Here is a 23,022-nt window from a genome sequence, read left to right as displayed (position 1 = left end):
GGTTCCCCCGTTGCAGCCATCAGGAACCGTATGAGCATCGAACAGCTTGCCGAAACCGCACAGGCAATGGTCGCCCCGGGCAAGGGCATCATCGCGATCGACGAATCCACCAGCACGATCGCCAAGCGCTTCGCCGGCGTGGGCATCGAGAATGTCGAAGAGAACCGCCGTGCCTACCGCGAGCTGCTGCTGACCACGCCGAAGCTGAGCGACCACATTTCCGGCGCGATCCTGTACGACGAGACCATCCGCCAGAAGACCAAGGATGGCGTGCCGTTCGCCAAGTACATGGCCGAGCACGGCATCATCCCCGGCATCAAGGTCGACAAGGGCACGCATCCGCTGGCCGGCATGCCGGGCGAACTGATCACCGAAGGCCTGGACGGCCTGCGCGCGCGCCTGGAGGAGTACTACAAGCTCGGCGCACGCTTCGCCAAGTGGCGTGCGGTCATCACCATCGGCGAGGACATCCCGTCCGGCGTGTGCATCGAGACCAACGCGCATGCGCTGGCCCGCTATGCCGCGCTGTGCCAGGAGCAGGGCCTGGTGCCGATGGTCGAGCCGGAAGTGCTGATGGACGGCGACCACGACATCGAGACCTGCTACGAAGTGACCGAAGCCACCCTGCGTTCGCTGTTCGGCGCGCTGTACGAGCAGAACGTGGTCTTGGAAGGCACCATCCTCAAGGCCTCGATGGTCATCGCCGGCAAGGACTGCGACGAGCAGGCCAGCGTCGAGGAAGTGGCCGAGTCCACCGTGATGTGCCTCAAGAGCACCGTGCCGGCGATCCTGCCGGGCATCGTGTTCCTGTCCGGCGGCCAGACCGACGAGCAGTCCACCGCGCACCTCAACGCGATGAACCAGCTCGGCAACCTGCCGTGGCCGCTGAGCTTCTCCTACGGCCGCGCCATGCAGCAGGCCGCGCTGAAGCTGTGGGCGCAGGACATGAAGGGCAATTTCGCCAAGGCGCAGCAGGTGGTGTACGAGCGCGCCAAGGAAAACGGCCTGGCCGCGCTGGGCAAGTGGCAGGGCTGAGTGCCCTGACACCGCTTACGAAGAACGCCGGCATTGCCGGCGTTTTTCGTTTTGGGGTCCATCGTCTTGCGGATGCCCGCATAGGCATTGCCGCATCGCGGATGCAGTCTCCGGGGGGCGCATAAAACATAGGCCACGCGCCGCGCCGCATTGTGCTCAGGGTGCCAACGCCGCCGGCGCGTGGAAGCGATAGCCACTGTTGCGCAAGGTCTTCACCGGCAGCGGGCGCCCACTGATCTCCTCCACGCGGCGTCGCAAGCGGTACATCTGCGTGTCCAGCCGGCGCCGGTCGTACTCGAGGAAGTTCACCCCCAGCGCGTCGGCGATCTCGCGGTGGCCCACGCTCTCGCCGGCATGGCGCATCAGGCACGCCAGCACCAGCAGATCCTGGCGCGACAGCGGCACCGGCGGTGCGTTGGGCACGTTCAGGCGGGCGGCGGCCAATTCCAGCACCCAGCGCGCCGCCGGTGGCGGCAGCGCCAGGCGGCGGCCGAGCGCGGCCAGGGTCGCGGCCAGCTCGTCCAGGTCGATGCCCTTGCCCAGATAGTGATCCGCGCCGAACTCCAGCCCGGCGATGCGATCGCTGGCGGTATTGCGCGCGCTGAACACCACGATGCCCAGCCGATGACCGGCGCGGCGCAGCTCGCGGATCAACTCCAGGCCGCTGCCATCGGGAAGGCCCACGTCGATGACGGCCATGGTGTGGCGCGCCGGATCGAATCGTTGCCGGAAGCCGGCGATGCTGTCCACGCAGACGGCGATATAGCCCAGATCCTGCAGGAACTCGCCGAGTTCCTCGCACAGCACCGGCTCGTCCTCGAGCAGGATCACTTCGGACATGGAGTCGCGTCCTCGCGCAGGGCGGTTTGCTGTAACGTCATCGGCTGGCAACGGTGCGGTATGGCGAATGATGGCGCAATGGTGGCGCTGGCTGGTGAGCGCATGGCTCGTGGCGGCAATGGGCGTGTGCGTGGCCGCCGAGCCGGCGCCATCCCCGGCCGCGGCGCTGCCGCTGAGTTCCGCGCACCACGATGCGAGCGGATACCTGCAGCGCCTGGACGATCCGCACGGCCGACTCGACGCCACGCAGGCCGCCGCTGCGGGCGGCTGGACGCGGCTGCCCGCCGGCCTCAACGCGGGATTCGCCGACGGTGCCGTGTGGCTGCGTCTGCCTGTTCATGTCGAAAGTGTACCGCCGGGCGGTTGGATGCTGCGATTGAGCAATGCTTTGCTCGATGACGTGCAGGCCTATGTGCGTCCCGCCGGTGGCGCCTGGCAGGCGCTCGGGGAGAGCGGCGAGCGCCTGCCGCGACGCGACTGGCCGGTGGATTACCGCAGCCCGGTCTTCCAGTTTGCGCCAACGCATGCGGGCGATTACGAGGTGCTGCTGCGGTTGCGCAGCAAGAACGCGATGGTCACCCGTCTGGACGTGTGGCAACGGCTGCCGTTCGACAACCAGTCGCGGCGCGAAGGACTGCAGTTCGGCCTGTATTTCGGCTTCTACCTGCTGCTGCTATGCCTGCACGTGCTGTTCTGGCTCGCCACGCGCGCGCGCATGAGTGGCCTGTTCGTGGCCTACCTTGGCGGCTGCGTGCTCAACGAGGCATTGTCGATCGGCCTGGTACAGCAGGTCACCGGCATGCCGATGGCGTGGAGCGACACGCTGCTGGGCATCAGCATCGCCTGCAGCCTGCCGGTGGGATTCCAGGTCGCCTGCCGGCAACTGAACCTGCGCGCCTTTCATCCGCAACTGGTGCGCTGGGGCACGCGCGCGCTGTGGTCGGTCGCGCTTGCCGGCGCGGTGGCCGTGCTCGCCGGCCACTACGCCTGGGGCATGCAACCGGTGCAGGCGCTGGGCCTGCTGGAGATCCTGCTGCTGGCGGGGCTGGGGCTGCACCTGCTGTGGCGCCGCTATCGGCCGGCGCGGTTCTTCGTGCTCGCGTTCTTTCCGTTCTACCTCGGGGTGATGCTGGGGTTCCTGCGCAACCTCGGCTTCGTCCCGGTCAATGCCTGGACCCAGTACGCCACCACGTTCGGCACCATGCTGCACATGACGCTGCTGAGCGTGGCCCTCATCGGCCGTTACGAGCGGCAGCGCCGGCTGCGCGAACGGCGGCACGCCGATGCCGCGGTGAAGCTGGCGCGCAGGCACGGCCAGGCGCTGGAGCACGAAGTGACGCTGCGCACCGCCGAGTTGCGCAACGAGATCAACCGGCGGCAGGCGCTGGAGGACGACTTGCGCGCCTTGCTGCAGACCGAACGCCAGGTCGCGCAGGACCAACGCGATTTCGTCGCGATGGTGTCGCACGAGTTCCGCACGCCCCTGGCGGTGATCATGACCTCGGCGCAGCAGCTGGCGCGCAAGCTGGATGCGCCGCCGGAACGCAACCGCGCGCGGTGCGGCAACATCCGCGATGCCGCGCAACGGCTGCTGGCGCTGGTGGACGAGTATCTCGCCGACGACCGCATGGGCGAGGCGGCATCGGAACTGCGGCTGCGGCCGTGTGCGCTGCGCACGCTGCTGGAGGAGTTGTGCCGGGATTTTCCGCCGCAGCGCGTGGTCTGCGAGATCCTCACCGACGACGACGGCCTGCTCACCGATGCCGGGCTGTTGCGCGTGGCATTGCGCAATCTGATCGCCAATGCCGACCGCCATTGCCCAGAGGACATGGCCATCCGCGTGCGCGTGCGCAGCACTGGCGAAGGCCTGCGGCTGGAGGTCGCCAACCCCGGCGAAGGCATTGCGCCCGCCGAACAGGCGCGGCTGTTCCAGAAGTACTACCGCGGCGAGAACGCGCAGGATGCGCCGGGCGCGGGGCTCGGCCTGTATCTGGTCCGGCGGATCGCGGAGCGGCTTGGCGGCTCGGTGCAGCTGGCCACGCAGGCGCCGGACGAATCGGTCTGCTTCGTGTTGCTGCTGCCGCGTCGGTCGGATGGACAGCGCGCGTTGCCGCGGTTGCCGCCGCCAAGCGATGGCTGATCTATGCGCACGCGCGTCTCTCGATGCGCGGCCTGCGCCCGCAGCAAAAACGACCGGGCGCGGCTGCGCCCGGTCTCACGATCGTAGAGCGCCTGGCGCGGCCGCCTTGGCCGGCGAGGAAGGCAGCGCGGTGACCTGACGACACCGCCGCGCGGTGCCGTCAGGTGGTTCCCGGTTACTGCCGGATGATGCAGCTGTCCGCGGAGGCGTCCGACGCGCCCGGGCTGCAGGCGACGGCCGGGGCGCGAATGCCGCCGTCGACGATCAGGATCGAGTCGGTGGCGGCCGTCACCGTACCGCTGCTGCCGGTGCGTGCCGCGGCGGCCAGCTCCCGCGCCGTTTCGTCGGCCTGTTGCGGACTCGCCTCCGGCGTGCTGCCGGCATCGCTGGTCACGGTGGCGGCGGCGACCGAGGTGTTGATCGCCTGCACGGTCGTGGTGGGCAACTGGATGCCGCTACCGCCGCCATCGCCGCTGCCGGCGACCACGTTCAACAGGCCATCGACATAGGTGATGGCGTAGTTGGACAGCCCTGCACCGGTGGCGCCGGAGGCGGTGATGGCGTAGTTGCCGACCGCCGCGCCGCTGCCGGCGCCGTCGCTGTTGAGGGCGACGCCGGACACGGTGTCGCTGTTGAGCAGGCCGGAGACACGGTAGCCGGTCAGGGTGGCGGTGCTGCCGACGGTCTTGCTGGCGTCGCTGGCGACGATGCGCAGGGTGGCCGGATCGACGCGCAGGCTGCCATCGACGTAGGTGATGACGTAGTTGGACAGCCCTGCGCCGCTGGCGCCGGAGGCGGTGATGGCGTAGTTGCCGACCGCGGCGCCTGCAGCGGCGCCCGCACTGCCCAGAGCCACGCCGGAGACGGTGTCGCCATTGAGCAGGCCGGCGACGCTGTAGCCGCTGAGGGTGGCGGTGCCGCCGTAGGTCTTGCTGGCGTCGCTGGCGACGATGCGCAGCGTGGCCGGATCGACGCGCAGGCTGCCATCGACGTAGCTGATGACGTAGTTGGACAGCCCTGCGCCGGTCGCGCCGGAGGCGGTGATGGCGTAGTTGCCCACCGCGGCACCGGCGCCGGCGCCCGCACTGCCCAGCGCCACGCCGGAGACGGTGTCGCCGTTGAGCAGGCCGGCGACGCTGTAGCCGCTGAGGGAAGCGGTCCCGCCGTAGGTCTTGCTGGCGTCGGTGGCGACGATGCGCAGGGTCGCCGGATCGACGCGCAGGCTGCCGTCGACATAGGTGATGACGTAGTTGGACAGCCCTGCACCGGTCGCGCCGGAGGCGGTGATGGCGTAGTTGCCCACTGCCGCGCCGCTGCCCGCGCCTGCGCTGCCCAGCGCGACGCCGGACACCGTGTCGTTGCCGAACAGGCCCGCGACGCTGTAGCCGCTGAGGGTGGCGGTGTCGCCGTAGGTCTTGGAGCCGGAGGTCGCCGTCACCGTCAGTGTCGCCGGGGTGATGGCGATGCCGCCGGAGATCACATAGCCGATGTCGTAGCCCTGCTGCAAGGACGCCAGGCCACTGATCTGCAGCGTGCCGTTGCCGGCGGTGTAGCTGCCGACGCCATTGCCGGCGGTCGCGTAGCGCAGCGACGATCCGAACAGCAGGCTGGGGTCGAAGGCGCTGCCGACCGTGTAGGACGCGAGCGTACCGCTGACGCCGTTGCCGTCGTAGGTCTTGTCGAGGCCGGAGACGCTGCCGCTGATCGTCAGCGGGGTCAGGAAGCTGCGCAGCAGCGGCGTGCCCATGTGTTCGTACAGGCGCCAGGTCAGGCCGGTACCGCCGCGATCGTCGATCGCCCAGCCGGCATCGGTGAAGGTGGAGAGCGTGTTCAGCGCGCTCCACGACCTGCCTCCGCTGATCGCGTCGATGGTGCCGACGCTGTTGCCTGCCGTGTTCAGACCCACGTTACGCGGATTGCCGCCGACGTCGGTGGCGAAGAAACTGGCGACGATGCTGCCGTTGGAATTGGAGCCGACCAGGCCGCCGACCGCGCCAGTGCCGGAAACGTTGCCGGTGGCGTAGGAGTTGCGCACGGTGTTGTTGTAGTTGACGCCGACCAGTCCGCCGACATACGCCGTGCCGGTGGCATCGCCACTGGCGTAGGTGTTGGCGATGGTGCCGTTGTCGTTGTAGCCGGCCAGCCCGGCGACATACATGCTGCCGGAGACGTTGCCGGTGGCGTAGGCATTGCCGATGCTGCCGCCGTCGTTGTAGCCCATCAGCCCGCCGAGGTAGTTGCTGCCGTACACGGCGCCGGTGGCATAGGACGCGGCGACGTTGCCTCTGTCGCTGTAGCCGACCAGTCCGCCGACGAAGCTGCCGCCGGACACGGTGCCGGTGGCATGGGTCGAGGCGAGGCTGCCGTGGTCCATGGTCCCCACCAGGCCGCCGATCTCGGACGAGGTGCCGATCACCCCGCCGGTCGCATAGGCCGTGTCGATCGCGGCGGAACTGCGTCCGACCAGGCCGCCGATGCTCTGGGTTCCCGATACGTTGCCGCTGGCATACGCGTTCTGGATGCTGCCGGCGCCGGCCATGCCGACCAGGCCGCCAGCGCTCGAGGTGGTCGCGGTGACATTGCCGGTGGCGTGGACGTTCTGCAGGGTGCTCTGGATAGCGTTGCCGATCAGTCCGCCGACGTTGTTGCCGGTGGTGGTGCTGGTGCTGCTGACGTTGCCGGTGGCGAAGGCGTTGGTATAGCTGCCCTGGTAGTCGTTGCCGACCAGGCCGCCGACGCTGCTGCCGCCGGACACCGTGCTCGACGAGGACGAGGCGCTGATCGTGCCGTTGGCATTGCTGCCGATCAGCCCGCCGACATAGTTGCCGCTGTAGGGGCCGCCGCTGCCGATCACGGTGCCGCTGGTCTGCACGCCGGCGATCGTCCCGACATCGTTGTAGCCGGTGAGGCCACCGACAAAGTTGCCGGTACCGCTCATGGTGCCGTTGACGCGGATGCCGCTGAGGCTGCCGGCATTGAAGCCCGCGACACCGCCCACGTAGGCGGTGCCCACGACGGTGGCGCCGGTCAGGGCCAGGTTGCCGATCTGGCTGGCTGCGCCGGTATTGCCGAACAGGCCGACGTAGGACGCGCCGCCGCGTGCGATGGTCAGCCCGGCGATGGTGTGGTTTGCGCCGTTGAGGCTGCCGGTGAAGGCATCGTTGCTGTCGCCGACCGGGCTGAAGCCGGCGCTGCTCCACATGCCGCTGGCGTTGCTGCCGGCGGTCTGGCTGGCATCGATGTCGGCGGACAGGCTGTAGTTGGCCGCCAGGTTGTACGCCATCAACTGCAACTGGTGCGCGTTGCCGATGATGGTGCTGTACTCGCTGGCCAGGAACGGGCGCGTCTGCCCTTCGATCATGATCCAGGCCGGGTTGCCGTTGCCGTCGCTGGCGACATAGACATTGCTGGTGCCGGCGAGCAGCGCCCAGGTGCCGAGATTGCCGTACGTGGCGTGGTTGTAGCGGTTGCCGCTGCCGAAGCTGGTCAGGTTGGTGGCGCTGCCGCCGCCGCCGCTGCTGATGGCATTGGCCTGGCCGGTACTGCCGACGTCCCACGACGCATTGCTGACGCTGCCCGCATTGGAGCCGATCAACCCACCGACATTGTTGGTGCCGCTGACCGCGCCAGTGGCGTAGCTGTTGCTGACGCTGGCGGAGGTGACGGCCGCGCCCCCCGGATTGTTGACGCCCACCAGTCCGCCGACCGAGGTCGGCGCGGTGACGCTGCCGGTGGCGTAGGTATTGGCGATGGTGCTCTGGTAGTTCATGCCGACCAGCCCGCCGACCATGGAACTGGTACCGATGACGCTGCCGCTGGCATAGCTGTTCTTGATCGTGCCGGCGTTCTGGTTGGTTCCGGCCAGCCCGCCGACATAGCTGGTGCCGCTCACGGTGCTGGTGGAATACGTGTTGGTGAGGCTGCCGCCGTCGTTGTAGCCGACCAGGCCGCCCGTGTTGCTGGAGCTTCCGGTCACGCTGCCGGTGCTGTGGGAATTGCGGATCGTGGCGCCGACGTTGTTGCCGACCAGGCCGCCGACCGCGGATTGTCCATTGACGGCGCCATTGAACACGCCGTTGTCGATCAGGCCCAGATTGTAGCCGGCCAATCCGCCGACGCCGCCCGAGGTGCCGGTCACGCTGCCGTCGACGGTGATGTTCTTGATCGCGCCCTGGCCGTAGCCGACCAGGCCGCCGACGTAATAGCCGCCGGAGATGGACACATTGCCCAGGTGCAGGTCGCGGATGACGCTGTTGCTGCTGGTGGTGCCGAACAGGCCGACGTAGCCGCTGGCGCCGGAGATGGTCAGGTTGTTGATGCTGTGGCCCAGGCCGGCCAGCTTGCTTTGGAAGGAGGAGACCAGGGCGCTGCTGCGGGTGACGCCGCTCAGGTCGATGTCCTGGGCCAGTGCGTAGGAACCAGGGGTGTTGAAATAGGTGGCCGCGTCGGCCAGCGAGTGGATCAGCCGGTACGCCTGTCCGTTGATGCTCAGGCTGGCATGCGCGCCTCCGAGCGAGACGGGGGTGTTGACGTAGTAGTCGCCCGTGCCGCCGACGGTGCCGTTGTCGGTGTAGCCGCCGTAGTTCAGGACCAGGCCGGCCGTGTCGCCGGTCGCGGTGACGGCCGCATTGAGGCGGATGCTGTGATACGCGTCCAGGGTCAGCGTGGAGTTGCCGCTCCAGCCGATCGCCGCATTGACGTTGATGTCGCCGCTGCCGTTGCTCACGTTGCCCGGACCGCTGGCGTTGGTGATGGAGGCGATCAGGCTGACGTTGGTGCCGCCGTTCAACGCGCCGCTGATGGTGCTGGCGGCCGCGCTGTCCACGGTCAGGTCTTCCGGGTCGACCAGCCAGGTGCCGGCGCTGCCGGGGCCGGCGCCCTTGGCGCCGACGGCGATGCCGGAAAAGTCGACGGTGTGGCCGCTGGTTTCGAGCAGGCCGCCGTTGCCGCTGCCGGCGGCGTCGGCATGCAGCGCACCGTGCACCGCGGTGTGGCCGTCGGACCAGACCACGATCGAGCCGCCGTTGCCCTGGCCGGTCGCGCTGGCGTCGAGCGTCGCGCCGCTGGCGACGGTGGCCGCGCTGGCGTGTTGCAACTGTTCGCCGCCCTGGTAGCCGCCGCCGATGCGGATGCTGCCGCCGGCCGCGCTGCCGCGGGCATCGATGCGGCCAGCGACGTTCACCGCGCCATCGGACAGCAGTTGCACGCTACCGCCCTGCGTACCGGAGACATCGATGCGGCCGCTGCTGGCCACGTCGCCGCCGCTGCCGATCAGGCGCACGCTGCCGCCGGAGGTGTCGATGCCGGTGGCTTCGAGCGTGCCGGTATTGTTGACCAGCAACTGCGACAACCCGGTGCTGCCGGCCTGCAGCAGGATCTGCCCGCCATTGGCGCGCAGGGTGCCGCTGTTCTCCACCGCCGCCGCGGCGCCGTCCACCGACTGGCTGGCGGCCGCGACCACCTGCATGCCGATCGCGCCGGCCGCGTCCATGGTCACCTTGACCTGGTCGGCGGACAGCAGGCGGATGGCGCCACCGTCGGCGGTGATGCTGCCGCGGTTGTCGACATGGTTACCGACCAGGTTCACCGAGCCGCCGTTGCCGGCGTTGATGCTGCCCTGGTTGATCACGCTGGCAGCGCCATGGTCGCCGCGTGCGAGCAGGTAGCCGTGCGCGTCGTCGCCGGCCAGGCCCAGCGAACTGGCGACCAGGCCGCCGACGTTCACCTGCGCGTGGTTGCCGAACAGGATGCCGGCGGAGTTGATCAGGAACACGTTGCCGTTGGCGCGCAGGCTGCCGTCGATGACGCTGGCGCCGCGGCTGGCGTCGATCAGGTTGAGCGCCACCGCCGAGCTGGACGGCTGCACGAACACCACGCTGGCGTCCTTGCCGACGTTGAAGCTGTTCCAGTTCAGCACCGCCTTGGCGGCGTTCTGGTCGATCTGCAGCGTGCCGCCGTTCTGCGACACGGTGGCGCCGGTGGCGCTGGACAGCGACGGCACGCCGCTGGCGTGGGCCGGTGCGGCCAGGGCACAGGCCAGGGCGAAGGGCAGCAGCGGCGCGGCCAGGCGGGCGGCGCCGCTCGCGCCGGTTGCGCCAGCGTGGCCGGCGGCGACTTCGGAGGCGACCTGGAGCACGCCGAGGTGGCGGTTGAAGACGAGGCGGTAGATGCGGTTCATGGAGATCCCCAGGTCAGAAGGTCAGGCCGAAGCGGGCCCAGTAGCGCACATCCTTGCCGTCGCCCGGCTTGGTGGTGCCGGTGGGCTTGGCCGCGGCCAGATCGAACGAGAGCCCGTGCCAGTCGGGCAGCCGGAAGCTGAGGCCGACGCCGGCACCCTCGAAGGTGGTGACGCTGTCGTAGACCGCGCGGTTCGCGCCGTTCGGGTAGACCCGGCCGTAGTCGTAGAACACGCTGGCGGTCAGCAACTGGCCCCAGGCGCGGCCGCCGAACGGCGAGGCGGCGCCGGCGAAGCCCGGTGCGTCCACCTGGTACTCCAGGCCGGAATCGAAGCCGCGGTCGCCGAGCGCGGCGCCAAGCGGGAAGGCGCGCACGCTGGTTGGTCCGCCCAGCGAGAACTGTTCCAGCGGGGTCAGGGTGTCGTCGCTGTACTGGCCGTTGACGCGCAGCTGCAGACGCTGTGTGGCGGTCAGCCCCTGCAGCCGGGTGTAGCTCAGGCGCGCGACGGTGAAGTGGCGGTCGTGGCGGGCGTACAGGTAATCGGTCTGCGGCGAATCGTCGTCGAGCGCGCCGCGCACGCTGAGCTGCAGCAGGTCGATGGCGTGGAGCCGGCGGTCGTCGTGGCGCACGCTGGTGCCGAGCTCGGCCACGTCGAATTTCTGCTTGGACAGCAGCACGCCCAGGCCCTGCAGGCGCGAGCTTTCCTTGACCAGGTGCAGCCAGCTCTGCACGCGCCAGGCATCGGAATTGACGAACTTCCAGTCCAGGCCCAGCGCGCTCTGCTGGGTCGGGCCCTGGATGTCGAGCGCGGCGAACGCGCCGTTGTCGAGGTTGACCACGCTGCGCGTGTACGACGCGCTGGCGCTGAGGCCGTCGACGCCGGCGATCGGCACCTGGTAGGCGAGGCTGCCCTGCCAGGTATTAGCCGGATCCAGCGCATAGGCGTAGCTGGCGGACAGGTGGTCGCCCAGGCCCAGCGGGTTGTTCCAGTCCACACCCACCTGGGCGCGGTAGCGGCCGATGCTCGGGGTGCCGTAGTTGCTGGCGCCGACGCTGACCTGCAGCGGCCGCTCCTCGCGCGCCTGGATCACCACGTCGGTCTCGCCGGGGTTGGCGCCGGGCTTGAGCACGGAGGTGGCGGAAACGCCCGGCAGGTCGCGGGCATACAGCAGCGCCGACTGCAGGTCCTGCTGGCGCAGGATCTGGCCCTGCAGGGCCAGGGCAGGGCTGGCGATCAGGCGGTCGTCGTAGCGGCGCGCGCCCTCGACGGTGATCTTGCCGACCCGGCCCTCGACCACGCGGATCTCGACCACCTGGTCCGGCCCCAGGGTCTGCACCGGCAGATACGCGCGGGCGACCAGGAAGCCGGCGTCGCGATAGGTCTGGGTCAGCGTGTCGGCGATCTGCTGCAGCTGCGCGAAGCTGAGCCGGGCCGGCAGCGTGCCGCCGCCGAGCGCGCGCAGGCGGGCGTCGGCCAGCGCCTGCAGGCGCGTCGGGTCGATCTGCTCGCGCGGATGCGTGCCGACCCCGGTTACCCGGATCGCCTGCACCGCGATCGGCGCCGCCGCGTCGGTGGTGGTGCCGGTGGCCGGGGCGGCCTCCTGGGCAAGTGCCGTCGCGCAGGTCAGGGTCAAGGCCAGGCCGGCGGCCCACGGGAGCGCAAACAGCGCATTTGCCAGCGTGCTTGGGCGCGGGCGGCAGGAGATCGTCATGATGTTAAGGCGGCGTTAGGATTGAGGCTCGCGCACTGTAGCCTTCCCGCCGCGGGTCAATCTGAGCAAATCTGAGCGCGCAATCACTCTTTGCAGCGTCCCCCGACACGCTGTCGGGGAAACACCGACACCCCGCGGCGCCCGCAACGTCAATCAGTGAGCAGATGCCCGGGATTCGAGGCAGCCTACGCCCGGCGTAGGCCAGGTGCCCATGTCTGGCGTGGTGCTGCCAGCGGACGGTCGCTCAGGCCGCGGTGGCGCACTGCGCGTCGCGCAGCGCCTGCCGATACGCCTTGGCGGTGGCGTCGTTGTAGGCCACCAGAATGATCCGCTTCGGCACCGCGTGCGCGCGCTGCCAGGCGTCTGTTTCGGCGACCGCAATGCGCGCGGCCTGATGCAGCGGGTAGCCGTAGACGCCGCAGCTGATCGCAGGGAACGCCACCGAGTGCAGGCCCATCTGCTCGGCCAGGCGCAGCGTGCGCCAGTAGCAGTTGGCGAGCAGGGCCGGTTCGTTGTGGGCGCCGTCGCGCCACACCGGCCCGACGGTATGCAGCACATGCCGTGCCTTGAGCCGATGGCCCGCGGTGGAGCGCACCTCGCCGACCGGGCAGCGCACGCCCGGCTTGAGTTCCGGCAGGCGCCGGCATTCTTCCAGCAGGTCCGGGCCGGCGGCACGGTGGATGGCGCCGTCCACACCGCCGCCGCCGAGCAGGGACTCGTTGGCGGCGTTGACGATCGCGTCCACGTCGAGCTGGGTGATGTCGCCTTGCCAGATTTCGATCTTCATGCGCCGATCTTTAGGGGAGCCGAATGATGGATGCGTGAGGGTGTCGCCACCGCCGCCGCGCGCTGCCACGGCCGCTTAACCTGCCAGCGGCAAGACTGACGCGCTCCCATCTCAGCACCTGCGACATGAACCCGAACCCGCCGCCGCCACAGGTCGCCGAGGCCCTCGCGCAGGGCCAGATCGTCAAGGCGATCAAGCTGCTGCGCGCGCACAGCGGCATGGACCTGCGCAGCGCGAAGGAGCAGGTCGATGCCTGGCTGCTGGCCGGCGCGGCGCGCTCGGTGACGGAGTTGCTCGACCGCCACGCGTCCGCTGCCGCAGCGGGGACGACGTCGGCGCCGTCGGCCGAGGCGCAAACGCCGACCGAGGAACGGCGCCTGCCGCCGGCGGCGGAACTGGCGCTGCGTCGCGGCGAGCGGCGCAAGGCCGCCAAGCTGGTGTTCGAGCAGTATCCGGACATGTCGCTGCGCGAGGCGCTGGAGATGGTGCAGCGGCATCTGCGCTCGGCGCCGACGCTGGGTGCCGCCTCGACCGTGGCCGCCGGCGACCGCGGCGGGGCCTGGCGTTGGGTGCTGCTGGCGCTGCTGCTGGCCGCGGCGGCGGCCTGGTGGCTGGCACGCTGAGGCGTGCTGCCCGGGTCGCTGGCTACAGCCAGCGCGCGACCTGCGCGCAGTAGCGCGCATAGGCGCTGCCGAAGCGCTCGCGCAGGCGCGCTTCCTCGTAGGGGATCACCACCCACTGCAAGGCCAGCAACGGCAAGGGCAGCAACAGCGCCGACCACGGCCAGCCGATCTGCACGCTCAGGCCGAGGTAGCTCAGGGTCAGGCTGACGTACATCGGGTTGCGGGTCAGCCGGTAGGGGCCGTGGCAGACCAGGTGCGAGGGCGCGCGCTCAGGCAGCAGGGTGGTACGGTCGCGCGCGAACAGCACGAAGCACCAGCACGCCAGCAGCAGGCCGGCGAGCGCGACCACGCCGCCACCCAGTTGCAGCCAGGCCAGTGCGGCGCCCTGCGGCAGCGGGAGCGGCAGCGCGTGCTGCAGGCTGGCGCCGAGCAGCAGCGCCAGCAGGAAGTGCGCCGGGGAGGTCGTGCGGACCAGCAACGGCACGCGTGCCTGCGCGCGCGCAGGCGCTTGCTCGGTGTGGTCGGTTCGTTCGTGCATGCAGTCCTTCCCTGGTTCGGTTGCGGCCGCGCAAGTTTACGCGGCTGCCCCCGGCGCACGCGCGCGAGCGCGTCACGGATAGGCACGGACGCGAGCCGACGGCGCCCGGCGGCGCCTCGCCGCGCGTGGCAGTGCGCGCAAACCCGATTACCCTAGCGCCCCGCGCGGCACGTCGCCAGCGCTTGCGTTTCGACGTGGCGCCGCGTTCCACGTCGATCGCGCCCGACGCGCCGATCGCGGCTTGTTTCCCCTTTCGCTACCCATTGTCCCGCCTCATGCCAATCGCTTCCGCCAGCACCGCCACCACCCCGCGTCGCCGGGTCATCCTCGAGGACGACATCGACGGCTTCACCCCTGCGCAGCTGCTGTTGCTGCAATCGCCGGAGGTCGAGGTGCTCGGCATCTCGGTGGTCAGCGGCAACATCTGGCGCGACGAGGCGCTGGCGCATACGCGCCGGCTGCTGGAAATCGCCGGGCGCGGCGAGGTGCCGGTGCTGCCCGGCCCGGTGTTCCCGCTGCTCAACAGCGAACTGGCCACCGAGCGCTGGGAGGCGCTGTACGGGAAGTTGCTGTGGAAGGGCGCGTGGACCCGGCAATGGGTCGAGCACGACACGGTGCAGAGCGCACCGCGCTACCACGCCCACGACGTGGTCCCGGACCTGCCGCTGGGCAATCCCACGGTGGTGCAGGCGGCCAGCGAGCCGGCGGCGCTGTTCATGATCCGCAAGGTGCGCGAGTTCCCCGGCGAGGTCAGCATCGTCGCCACCGGGCCGTTGACCAACCTGGCCCTGGCGCAGCGGCTGGACCCCGAGTTCGCAAGCCTGGCCAAGGAACTGGTGTACATGGGCGGCAGCCTCAATCCGCGGCAGCGCCGCGACAGCGTGTCGGCGGCGCAGTTCGCCCGCGAGTTCGTCAATTCGCCGCGGCGCGAGTTCAACATCCGCTGGGATCCGGAGGCGGCCAGCATCGTGATGCGCGCGCCGTGGCGGCGCATGGTGATGGTGCCGGTGGATCCGTCCACCGCCACCGAACTGACCCCGCAGCTGCTGGCGCGGATGAGCGCCGCCGACACGCCGATCGGCCATGCGCTGCGCCGGCGCGAAGCCGGCTTCCCGATGTGGGACGAACTGGCCACCGCGGTGTGGCTGCGTCCGGAACTGGCCACCGTCAGCGAGACCCTGTACGTGGACACCAACACCGAGTTCGGCGCCGGCTATGGCGACATCCTGTCGTGGGCGCCGGGCTACCAGCCGGGCCTGGGCGAACAGGCGCAGCAGGTGGTGCGCGAGGTCGACGTGGACGCGATCGAGCAGTTGCTGGTGGAGCGGCTGACCGCGCCGCAGCCGCCGGCGCTGGGCGTGCCGCTGCCCTGAGGCATGGCGCACGCGGATTTGCAGTCCGGTGCACGCCACGTCGTCCTGGTGCGCAGCGGGCTCGTCGTCCTGCCGCTCGCGTGCGTGGCAGGCGGGACGCCGGCCTGCGGTGCGCCGGCATGAGCGCGTCCGTGCCCGATGACCGCCTCGCGCAGGCGAAAGCCTTGGCCATGGCGGCGTTCCGCGAGCCGCAGCGTGCCGATGCGCTGCTGGCCGAGGCCGAGGCGCTGCTGCGCGCCGCGGCCAGGGCGGCACCCGCCGATCCACGCCCGCTCACCTGCTTGGGCGCGGTGCTGTACGATCGCGGGCACTCCCGGCGGGCAGCGACGGCACTGCGCCGCGCCGTGCGCCTGCAGTCCGACATCGCACTACCTATTTCAACCTCGGCGTGGCCTTGCTCAATGCGGGTCGGGAGGCCGAGGCCATGGCCGCGTTCCAGCACGCGGCCAGCCTGCGCGCCGCACCGGTGTCGTGGACGGCGTACTTCGATCCGCACGCACAGTAGCGACGCCGCGCCGGTGCGGCATCGCCAGGGCGCCTGTCTGCCGCTGCGCGCTTACGGCAGGCCGGCCAGCCAGTCGTCGTCGCTGCCTTCGTTGATGTCGGCGAACAGCGGCGTGGAGAAGTAGCGCTCGCCGGTGTCCGGCAGCATCGCCAGGATCACCGCGCCGGGCGCCGCGGTCTCGGCCACGCGCAGCGCGGTGGCCACGGTGCCGCCGCCAGAGATGCCGGTAAAGATGCCTTCCTCGGCGGCGAGGCGGCGCGACACCGTGATGGCGTCGGTGTCTTCGACGCTCAGCACCTCGTCGTAGACCTCGCGGTTGAGCACCTCGGGCACGAAGTCCGGGGTCCAGCCCTGGATCTTGTGCGGCTTCCACTCCTGGCCCTGCAGCAGGGCCGCGCCGGCCGGTTCGGTGGCGGTGATGTGCACGTCCGGGCGTGCCAGCCGCAGCACTTCGCCGACGCCGGTGAGGGTGCCGCCGGTACCCCAGCCGCTGACGAAGTGGTCGAGCCGGCGGCCGGCGAAATCGCGCAGGATCTCCGCGGCGGTGGTGCTGCGGTGATAGGCCGGATTGGCCGGGTTGGCGAACTGCCGGGCCAGGAACCAGCCATGCTGCCTCGCCAGTTCCTCGGCCTTGCGCACCATGCCGCTGCCGCGCTCGGCGGCCGGGGTCAGGATCACCTTGGCGCCATAGGCGCGCATCAGCTTGCGGCGCTCGATCGAGAAGGTCTCCACCATCGTCGCCACGAACTTGTAGCCGCGCGCGGCGGCGACCATCGCCAGGGCCACGCCGGTATTGCCGGAGGTTGCCTCGACGATGGTGTCGCCGGGCTTGAGCAGGCCGCGCGCCTCGGCATCGAGCACGATCGCCAGCGCCAGGCGGTCCTTGACCGAACCGCCGGGGTTGAACGCCTCGACCTTGACGTACAGGTCCACGTGCGCCGGCGCCAGGCGCTGCAGCTTGACGATCGGGGTGTGGCCGATGGTGTCGAGGATGTTGTCGTAGATGGCCATGGGCAAGGTCTCCGGGAATGGGGGCGGGTCAGGCGGCGTGGGCCAGGGTAGGCGCCGCCTGCTTCGGGGAAGGTGAGGGCAGCGCGTGCAGGGGGGCGGCGCCGAACCAGTGCAGGGTGTCGGCCAGCGCGGCCACCTCGCCCAGGATCAGCAGCGCCGGTGCGCGCACCGCATGCGCGCGGGCGGTGTCGGGCAGGTCGGCGAGGGTGCCGCGCACCACCCGCTGCTCGGCGCGCGAGCCGTTCTCCACCAGCGCGAAGGGCGTGCCGGCGGCGCGACCGGCGGCGAGCAGGCGCGTGCGCACCGTGTCCAGGCCGGCCACGCCCATATACACCGCCAGGGTCTGCCGCTCCTGCGCCAGCGCGGCCCAGTCCAGGGTGTCCAGCGAAGCCTTGCAGTGCGCGGTGACCAGGCGCAGCGACTGCGCATGGTCGCGATGGGTCAGCGGGATGCCGGCGTAGGCGGCGCAGGCCAGCGCAGCGGTGATGCCGGGCACCACCGCGTAGGGCACGCCATGCGCGCGCAGGTATTCCAGTTCCTCGCCGCCGCGACCGAACACGAACGGGTCGCCGCCCTTCAGTCGCACCACCCGGCGTCCGCGCCGCGCGTGTTCCAGCAGCAGCGCGTGGATCTGCTCCTGGGCGACGCTGTGGCCGTCGGCCGACTTGCCGACGGCGATGCGTTGGGTACCCGCCGGTATCAGCTGCAGGATCGCGGCGCTGACCAGGCGGTCGTGCAGGACCACGTCGGCCTGGCGCAGGGCATGCAGCGCGTTGCCGGTGAGCAGGCCGGGATCGCCGGGACCGGCGCCGACCAGGGTCACGCTGCCTGGGCGCAGCGGCAGCGCCTGGTGCGCGGCGGTTTCGGCGGCAGCTGCGGCATCTGCGGCGGACGCCGGCGTGGCCGGCACGGCTTGCGCCAGCACCCGCCGGGCCGCGGCGGCCTGCAGCGCCTGCCGGTTGCGCGCCGGATCCTCGCTGGCGGCGATCACGAACCACACGCTCTCCAGCCAGGTGTTGTCGAAGGCGCCGCGTAGCCAGGTCAGCCGGCCCTGCGCGGACAGCGCCTGCAATGCCGGGGTCAGGGTCGGCGCGGCCACCCGTGGCAGGGCGCCGGCGCCCAGCAGCGCCTGTACCTGGCGTTCGGCGGCCGTACCGCCGCCGATCACCAGCACGGCCCGGTCGTGCAGGTCCGGATACAGGGCAATCGGGGCAGGGCTCACAGGATGGCTCGCAACGCGGGGCAGGCGGGAGCGACGACCGTAGCGCCGGCTCATAGCCCCAGGAAATGACTTCATGCCCAACGCAGATAGCTTTCGGTTATAAGGTGAAAGGCCGAATTCCACTACAGTCGAGCGTCCCGCCAGGCGGCGCCTCGCCCTCGTCCCGATGACGCTGACCCAACTCCGCTACCTCGTCGCCATTGCCGATGCCGATCTGAACATCACCCTGGCGGCGGCGCGCGTGCACGCCACCCAGCCGGGGCTGTCCAAGCAGCTCAAGCAACTGGAGGACGAACTGGGCTTCCTGCTGTTCGTGCGCAAGGGCCGCAGCCTGGAGACGGTGACCCCGGCCGGGCGCGAGGTGATCGAACGCGCCCGTGCGGTGCTGGCCGAAGCCAACAACATCCGCACCTACGCGGCCAACCAGCGCCGCGAGAGCCAGGGCCAGCTGACCCTCACCACCACCCACACCCAGGCGCGCTTCGTGCTGCCGCCGGCGGTGGCGCAGATCAAGCAGGCCTATCCGCAGGTCAGCGTGCACCTGCAGCAGGCGGCCGAGAGCGCGGCGCTGGATCTGCTCAGCCAGGGCGATGCCGACATCGCCATCGTCAGCACCGCCGGCACCGCCCCGGCCGCCGGCATCGCCGTCCCGCTGTACCGCTGGCGGCGGCTGGTGCTGGTGCCGCGCGGGCATGCGCTGGACGTACCCAAGCGGGTGCCGGACATGGCCGCGCTGGCGGCGCAGCCGTTGATCAGCTACGAATCCTCCACGCGTGCCGGCTCCTCGCTGCAGCGCGCCTTCGGCCGCCTCGGGCTGGAGCCGCGGATCGCGCTGACCGCGCTCGACGCGGACCTGATCAAGACCTATGTGCGCACCGGGCTGGGCGTCGGCCTGCTGGCGGAAATGGCGGTGAGTGCCAACGACACCGACCTGCGCGCGTGGCCGGCGCCGCCGGAGATTCCCGAGTGCATCGCCTGGGCAGTGCTGCCGCGCGATCGCGTGCTGCGCGACTACGCGCTGGAGCTGGTGCACGTGCTGGCGCCGCAGATCGACACCCGCGACCTGCGCCGGGTGATGGAAGGCAACCAGCAGCCGGACTGGCCGGCGCCGCCGAGCTGGGAAGATCTGACCCAGACCATTACCAGTTGAAGCCGGGAATGTTGAAGCTGGGAATGGGGAATCGCGGTGAAGCCGGGAATAGGGAATCGGGATTGGGGAATGGCGACAGCGGTGCCCCGTGCTCGATGCGTCGATTGGCTTATGCAGATCTCCGGGCAAAAGAAGTAAGGGCAACGGCGTCGCGGCCTGCACTGGAATGAAGGCCCCGCACCGGCGTGATTGCCTGCCGTGCGCGTTGCCGCAGCGCGAGCCGCCCCCTATCATGCGGCCCCTTCTGCCACCCGGCAGACCGCGACCCTGGGCGTGCCGGCGCCTGCCGGCACCACGCCGCCGCTGTGCGGCCGCCGCCCAGGGCGCGTCGACTTTCCCAACGCAAGGACGCCCGATGCATCCTGTTCTTCAGCACAACCTGTTCTTCGTCAAGGAACAGGTCGGCATGTTCAAGGCCGCCAACAACTACGACGTGTTCGATCCGCACAGCAATCGCAAGTTGCTGGAATGCCGCGAGCCGAACCTGGGCCTGTTGACCAAGATCTTCCGGTTCTCCGACTACAAGCGCATGACCCCGTTCCAGGTGGAAGTGCGGACTCCGGATGGGCAGAAGGTGCTGACGGTGAAGCGCGGCTTCTCGCTGTTCCTGTCCCGGGTGGAGGTGCTGGACGAGCACGATCGGCTGGTCGGTTCCTTCAGCCAGAAGTTCTTCTCCATCGGCGGCAAGTTCGATGTGCTCGATGCCCAGGGCGCGCCGGTGTGCACGCTGCGCGGCAAGTGGACCAGTTGGGATTTCCGCTTCGTGCAGGGCGAGCGCGAACTGGCGCAGGTGTCCAAGAAGTGGGCCGGGCTCGGCAAGGAGCTGTTCACCAGCGCCGACAACTACATGCTGTCGATCGCCGACAGCGTGCCGGCCGAGGATCCGCGGCGGATCCTGATCATGGCGGCGGTGTTGTGTATCGATATGGTGTTGAAGGAGTGACTCGTGAAGCCGGGATTGGGGAGTCGGGAGTGGGGATTCGCAAAAGCGGGATCTCCGCGGCGGTTGCACCCCGGCTCCTCACACTGAGCGGCCGTGCGCGTTGTGGGAGGGACTTCAGTCCCGACTGCATGCTGCCGGAAGAACCCGGTGCTTCACCGGTTGCTGCCGAGGCCTAACCCAGTGCGCGGTTTTCCGTAGGAGCGCTTCAGCCGCGACGGGCATTCCCTGAAACGCGTCGCTTCCGTTGGCTCATAGCGTGCTCCTCCGCCGCCGCCGACCCACCCTTCTCCCTCCGGGAGAAGGTGCCCCGAAGGGGCGGATGAGGGTGCGCGTGCCAGCACCAGTGTCTGCACCCACGCCCAGCGCAGCGTAGCTCAGGCGTCCGTGGCCGCCGGCAGCAGCACGGTGAAGCGGCTGCCGTGGCCGGGCTGGCTGCGCACTTCCACGGTGCAGCCCAGGGTCTCGGCGGCGCGGCGGACGATCCACAGCCCCAGGCCGAGGCCGTCGCTGCGCGGGTCGGCCTGTTGGAAGGCCTGGAACATCGTGCGCAGGCCGGCTTCGTCCATGCCGATGCCGCGGTCGATGATTTCCACCGCCACGCGATCGCCACGGCGCCGGCAGCCGATCAGCACCTTGCCCTGCGCGGTGTACTTGACCGCGTTGCCCAGCAGGTTGCCCAGCAAGGTGGACAACAGGGCAGCGCTGCTGCGCACGCGCAGCGAGGTCGGCACGCTGCGCAGCTGTACGCCCTTGGCCGCGGCCTGCGGCTGCCAGGTGGCCAGGATCGGCGCCAGCACGTCGGCCAGCGCCAGGTCGTGCAGCGCCGGCAGGCGCAGTTCGCCGGCGGCGGCATTGGTGGCGAGCTGGTCCAGACCCACGGCGACCTGGTTCAGGGCCGCGCGTGCGGTCTCCAGCGAACCATCCTGCGCGGCGTCGTGCTGGCGCTGCAGCTTGCTCAGCGCGTAGGACGCGGTGCGCAGCGGCGTCTTCAGATCGTGCCCGGCGATGGCCATCAGGCGGCTGCGGTAGTGGTTGGATTCCTGCGCCAGGTGTAGCGCCTTGCGCAGTTCCAGTTGGCCCATGGCCTGCCGCGCCAGCGCGCGCAGCGCTTCGATCTGCTCGTAGCTGAGCTGGCGCGGGCGCCGGTCCAGCACGCACACCGTGCCCAGGGCCAGGCCGTCGGAGGTCTTCAGCAGCGCGCCGGCGTAGAAGTGCAGGCGCATCTCGCCGGTCACCAGCGGATTGCAGGCGAAGCGCGGGTCCTCGCGGGTGTCCGGCACCAGCAGCAGGTCGTCCTCGAGCAGGGCGTGCGCGCACAGCGAGGTCGCCAGCGGGGTCTCGCGCGTGCCCAGCCCGATCTCGCTCTTGAACCACTGGCGCTCGCTGTCGATCAGGTTGACCACCGCGATCGGCGCCTGGCAGATCAGCGCCGCCAGCCGGGTGATGTCGTCGAACGCCGGCTCGCGTGGGGTGTCCAGGATCGCGTAGCTGTGCAACGCGTCCAGGCGCAGCGCCTCGTTGCGCGGCTTGACCGCGCAGTAGACCGGGTCGGCGGCGGATTCGACGGTGGACATACGGCGCGGCTCGGTCAGGAAGACGCGCAGTCTAGGGTACCTGTCACGGTTTGTGCCGACGCGGCGTTCACATGGCGCTCGCATGGGCTGTACCTGCGCTTAGCGAATCGGCGGGCGCCGGCGGCGTGGCCCGGTCAGCCCACCCAGCGGCCCTGCGCGTCGACCAGCGGCGTGCCGTCTTCCTTGGCGAAGGCGCCGCGCTGCGGCGTCGGCAGGATCTCCAGCACCGTCTCCGACGGCCGGCAAAGGCGCGTGCCCAGTGGGCTGACCACGATCGGCCGGTTGAGCAGGATCGGGTGCTGCAGCATGGCCTCCAGCAGCGCGTCATCGTCCAGCGTCGGGTCGTCCAGCCCCAGTTCGGCGTAGGGCGTGCCCTTCTGCCGGATCAGCTCCCGCAGCGGCAGCCCGCTGGCCGTCGCCAGCGCCTGCAGGGTGGCGCGGTCGGGCGGGGTCTTCAGGTATTCGATCACGGTCGGCTCGACGCCGCTGTTGCGGATCAGCCCGAGCACATTGCGCGAGGTGCCGCAGGCGGGGTTGTGGTAAATCGTGATCGTGGGCATGGGGCGGCTCGCTGAGTGGGACGGAACAAGGGTGGCCATTGCGGATCCTCCACGCGGCCGCGGCTGATGGTGCCGCAATCGCGGCGGCATGCAAGGGCAGCGATCGTCGCGGGGTGGGAGCGGCCGGTCTGTCTTCGATCTGCGGAGACGGCATGGTGCGGCCGGGCAACGGATGGACCACACCTTGCCGAGCGCCTGGCAGCCGGCAAGACGACAACGCTGCGGCCATGGTCGCACCGACGCAGCGGCCGCGATGGCGGCCTGCGGCCTGCCGACCGAGGACGCGGCCGGTCCTGCACCATGCGTCACTTCGCCGCACACGGTGTCGCACGCGTTTCAATGGCCGGCGCACCCTCTAGAATGCGCCGATGGTCCGTCTCCGCCAGTTGCCGTCGTGTTGGGCCGCGCTCGCCGCGCTGGCGCTCGGCCTGTTGCTGCTGGCGCCGCCGATCAGCCAGTGGCGCCAGGCACGGACCGAAGCGGCCGCACAGCAGGACCAGGCGCTGTGCACCAGCGGCGGCCTGCGCCTGGCGGCGCTGGCGGGAGCCGTCTCGGCGGCGCATGGCGGCCACCACGACGATGCCGGCCTGGCGCACGCGTCGGCCTGCGATTACTGCCTGCTCGCCGCGCGTCTGTTGCCGTGGGTGGCGCTGTTGCTGGCGCTGCTGCCCTGGTGCTGCCCGCCGGCGCCGAGGGCGGCGCTGCGCCGCCGTGTCGTCACGGCCATCGCACGCCGCGCACACCCGCCACGCGGGCCACCGCTGTTCTCCTGATCCACGGGTTGCCGTTTCCGTGCCGCGGCATCGCTGCGGCATGTCCTCGTGCCGATGGA

At 70.3% G+C, this 23,022-nt stretch carries 16 protein-coding genes; 7 read left to right on the top strand and 9 right to left on the bottom strand.

Translation table 11 applies throughout. The features are described 5' to 3' along the window. Nucleotides 1-30: 30 nt before the first annotated feature. A complete protein-coding gene (locus AC1PK7_RS15900; protein WP_010341500.1) occupies nt 31-1,035 on the top strand; it encodes a class I fructose-bisphosphate aldolase in 1,005 nt (334 codons plus the stop codon). A gap of 156 nt (nt 1,036-1,191) precedes the next feature. Here the strand turns inward: AC1PK7_RS15900 and AC1PK7_RS15895 are convergent, their stop codons facing one another. Beyond that, nucleotides 1,192-1,875: a response regulator transcription factor gene (locus AC1PK7_RS15895; protein WP_420007636.1), complete on the bottom strand. Its 684-nt coding sequence runs from the start codon at nt 1,873-1,875 to the stop codon at nt 1,192-1,194. A 94-nt stretch (nt 1,876-1,969) separates the two neighbouring features. On the opposite strand from AC1PK7_RS15895, the gene AC1PK7_RS15890 reads away from it, so the two are divergent. Further along, entirely contained in the window at nt 1,970-4,015 is a 2,046-nt protein-coding gene (locus AC1PK7_RS15890; protein WP_481098766.1) for a sensor histidine kinase, read from the top strand. 175 nt (nt 4,016-4,190) lie between these two features. Here the strand turns inward: AC1PK7_RS15890 and AC1PK7_RS15885 are convergent, their stop codons facing one another. From AC1PK7_RS15885 to AC1PK7_RS15875, 3 genes are all read right to left on the bottom strand, one after another. Next, complete coding sequence (locus tag AC1PK7_RS15885) at nt 4,191-10,193, bottom strand: MBG domain-containing protein (protein WP_481098765.1); 6,003 nt, start codon at nt 10,191-10,193, stop codon at nt 4,191-4,193. A 13-nt stretch (nt 10,194-10,206) separates the two neighbouring features. Next, nucleotides 10,207-11,904 carry a ShlB/FhaC/HecB family hemolysin secretion/activation protein gene (locus AC1PK7_RS15880; RefSeq protein ID WP_481098764.1) on the bottom strand — a complete coding sequence of 566 codons (1,698 nt, stop codon included), beginning with the start codon at nt 11,902-11,904 and terminating at the stop codon, nt 10,207-10,209. A 244-nt stretch (nt 11,905-12,148) separates the two neighbouring features. Then, the gene (locus AC1PK7_RS15875; RefSeq protein WP_481098763.1) at nt 12,149-12,691 is read right to left on the bottom strand and encodes an O-acetyl-ADP-ribose deacetylase; all 543 of its coding nucleotides are present in this window, start codon (nt 12,689-12,691) and stop codon (nt 12,149-12,151) included. Nucleotides 12,692-12,816: 125 nt separating this feature from the next. Here AC1PK7_RS15875 and AC1PK7_RS15870 point away from each other — a divergent pair, with 125 nt between their 5' ends. After that, nucleotides 12,817-13,314, top strand: a complete 498-nt coding sequence (locus tag AC1PK7_RS15870; RefSeq protein ID WP_481098762.1) for a hypothetical protein — start codon at nt 12,817-12,819, stop codon at nt 13,312-13,314. 22 nt (nt 13,315-13,336) lie between these two features. On the opposite strand, the gene AC1PK7_RS15865 is transcribed toward AC1PK7_RS15870, so the two are convergent. Then, complete coding sequence (locus tag AC1PK7_RS15865) at nt 13,337-13,852, bottom strand: methyltransferase family protein (RefSeq protein WP_420007630.1); 516 nt, start codon at nt 13,850-13,852, stop codon at nt 13,337-13,339. A gap of 275 nt (nt 13,853-14,127) precedes the next feature. On the opposite strand from AC1PK7_RS15865, the gene AC1PK7_RS15860 reads away from it, so the two are divergent. Beyond that, a complete protein-coding gene (locus AC1PK7_RS15860) occupies nt 14,128-15,225 on the top strand; it encodes a nucleoside hydrolase (protein WP_481098761.1) in 1,098 nt (365 codons plus the stop codon). A 556-nt stretch (nt 15,226-15,781) separates the two neighbouring features. Here AC1PK7_RS15860 and cysK read toward each other — a convergent pair. Together cysK and cobA are read right to left on the bottom strand one after the other, a co-directional pair. Further along, nucleotides 15,782-16,741 carry a cysteine synthase A gene (gene cysK, locus AC1PK7_RS15855; RefSeq protein WP_481098760.1) on the bottom strand — a complete coding sequence of 320 codons (960 nt, stop codon included), beginning with the start codon at nt 16,739-16,741 and terminating at the stop codon, nt 15,782-15,784. A 28-nt stretch (nt 16,742-16,769) separates the two neighbouring features. Next, entirely contained in the window at nt 16,770-17,963 is a 1,194-nt protein-coding gene (gene cobA / locus AC1PK7_RS15850) for a uroporphyrinogen-III C-methyltransferase (protein ID WP_481098759.1), read from the bottom strand. A 166-nt stretch (nt 17,964-18,129) separates the two neighbouring features. On the opposite strand from cobA, the gene AC1PK7_RS15845 reads away from it, so the two are divergent. Both AC1PK7_RS15845 and AC1PK7_RS15840 read left to right on the top strand, forming a co-directional pair. Beyond that, nucleotides 18,130-19,113: a LysR family transcriptional regulator gene (locus tag AC1PK7_RS15845; RefSeq protein ID WP_209030980.1), complete on the top strand. Its 984-nt coding sequence runs from the start codon at nt 18,130-18,132 to the stop codon at nt 19,111-19,113. A gap of 355 nt (nt 19,114-19,468) precedes the next feature. Further along, nucleotides 19,469-20,056: an LURP-one-related/scramblase family protein gene (locus AC1PK7_RS15840; RefSeq protein ID WP_481098758.1), complete on the top strand. Its 588-nt coding sequence runs from the start codon at nt 19,469-19,471 to the stop codon at nt 20,054-20,056. A gap of 374 nt (nt 20,057-20,430) precedes the next feature. On the opposite strand, the gene AC1PK7_RS15835 is transcribed toward AC1PK7_RS15840, so the two are convergent. Beyond that, entirely contained in the window at nt 20,431-21,630 is a 1,200-nt protein-coding gene (locus tag AC1PK7_RS15835; protein WP_481098757.1) for a GAF domain-containing sensor histidine kinase, read from the bottom strand. 134 nt (nt 21,631-21,764) lie between these two features. Further along, nucleotides 21,765-22,190 (bottom strand): arsenate reductase (glutaredoxin), encoded by a 426-nt coding sequence (gene arsC / locus AC1PK7_RS15830; protein ID WP_481098756.1) that lies wholly within the window; start codon nt 22,188-22,190, stop codon nt 21,765-21,767. A gap of 368 nt (nt 22,191-22,558) precedes the next feature. On the opposite strand from arsC, the gene AC1PK7_RS15825 reads away from it, so the two are divergent. Continuing rightward, nucleotides 22,559-22,963 carry a DUF2946 family protein gene (locus AC1PK7_RS15825; RefSeq protein WP_481098755.1) on the top strand — a complete coding sequence of 135 codons (405 nt, stop codon included), beginning with the start codon at nt 22,559-22,561 and terminating at the stop codon, nt 22,961-22,963. The last annotated feature ends 59 nt before the right edge of the window (nt 22,964-23,022 follow it).

The organism is Xanthomonas sp. NCPPB 3174, assembly GCF_056725205.1.
This window is presented reverse-complemented; position numbering and strand designations above follow the sequence as displayed.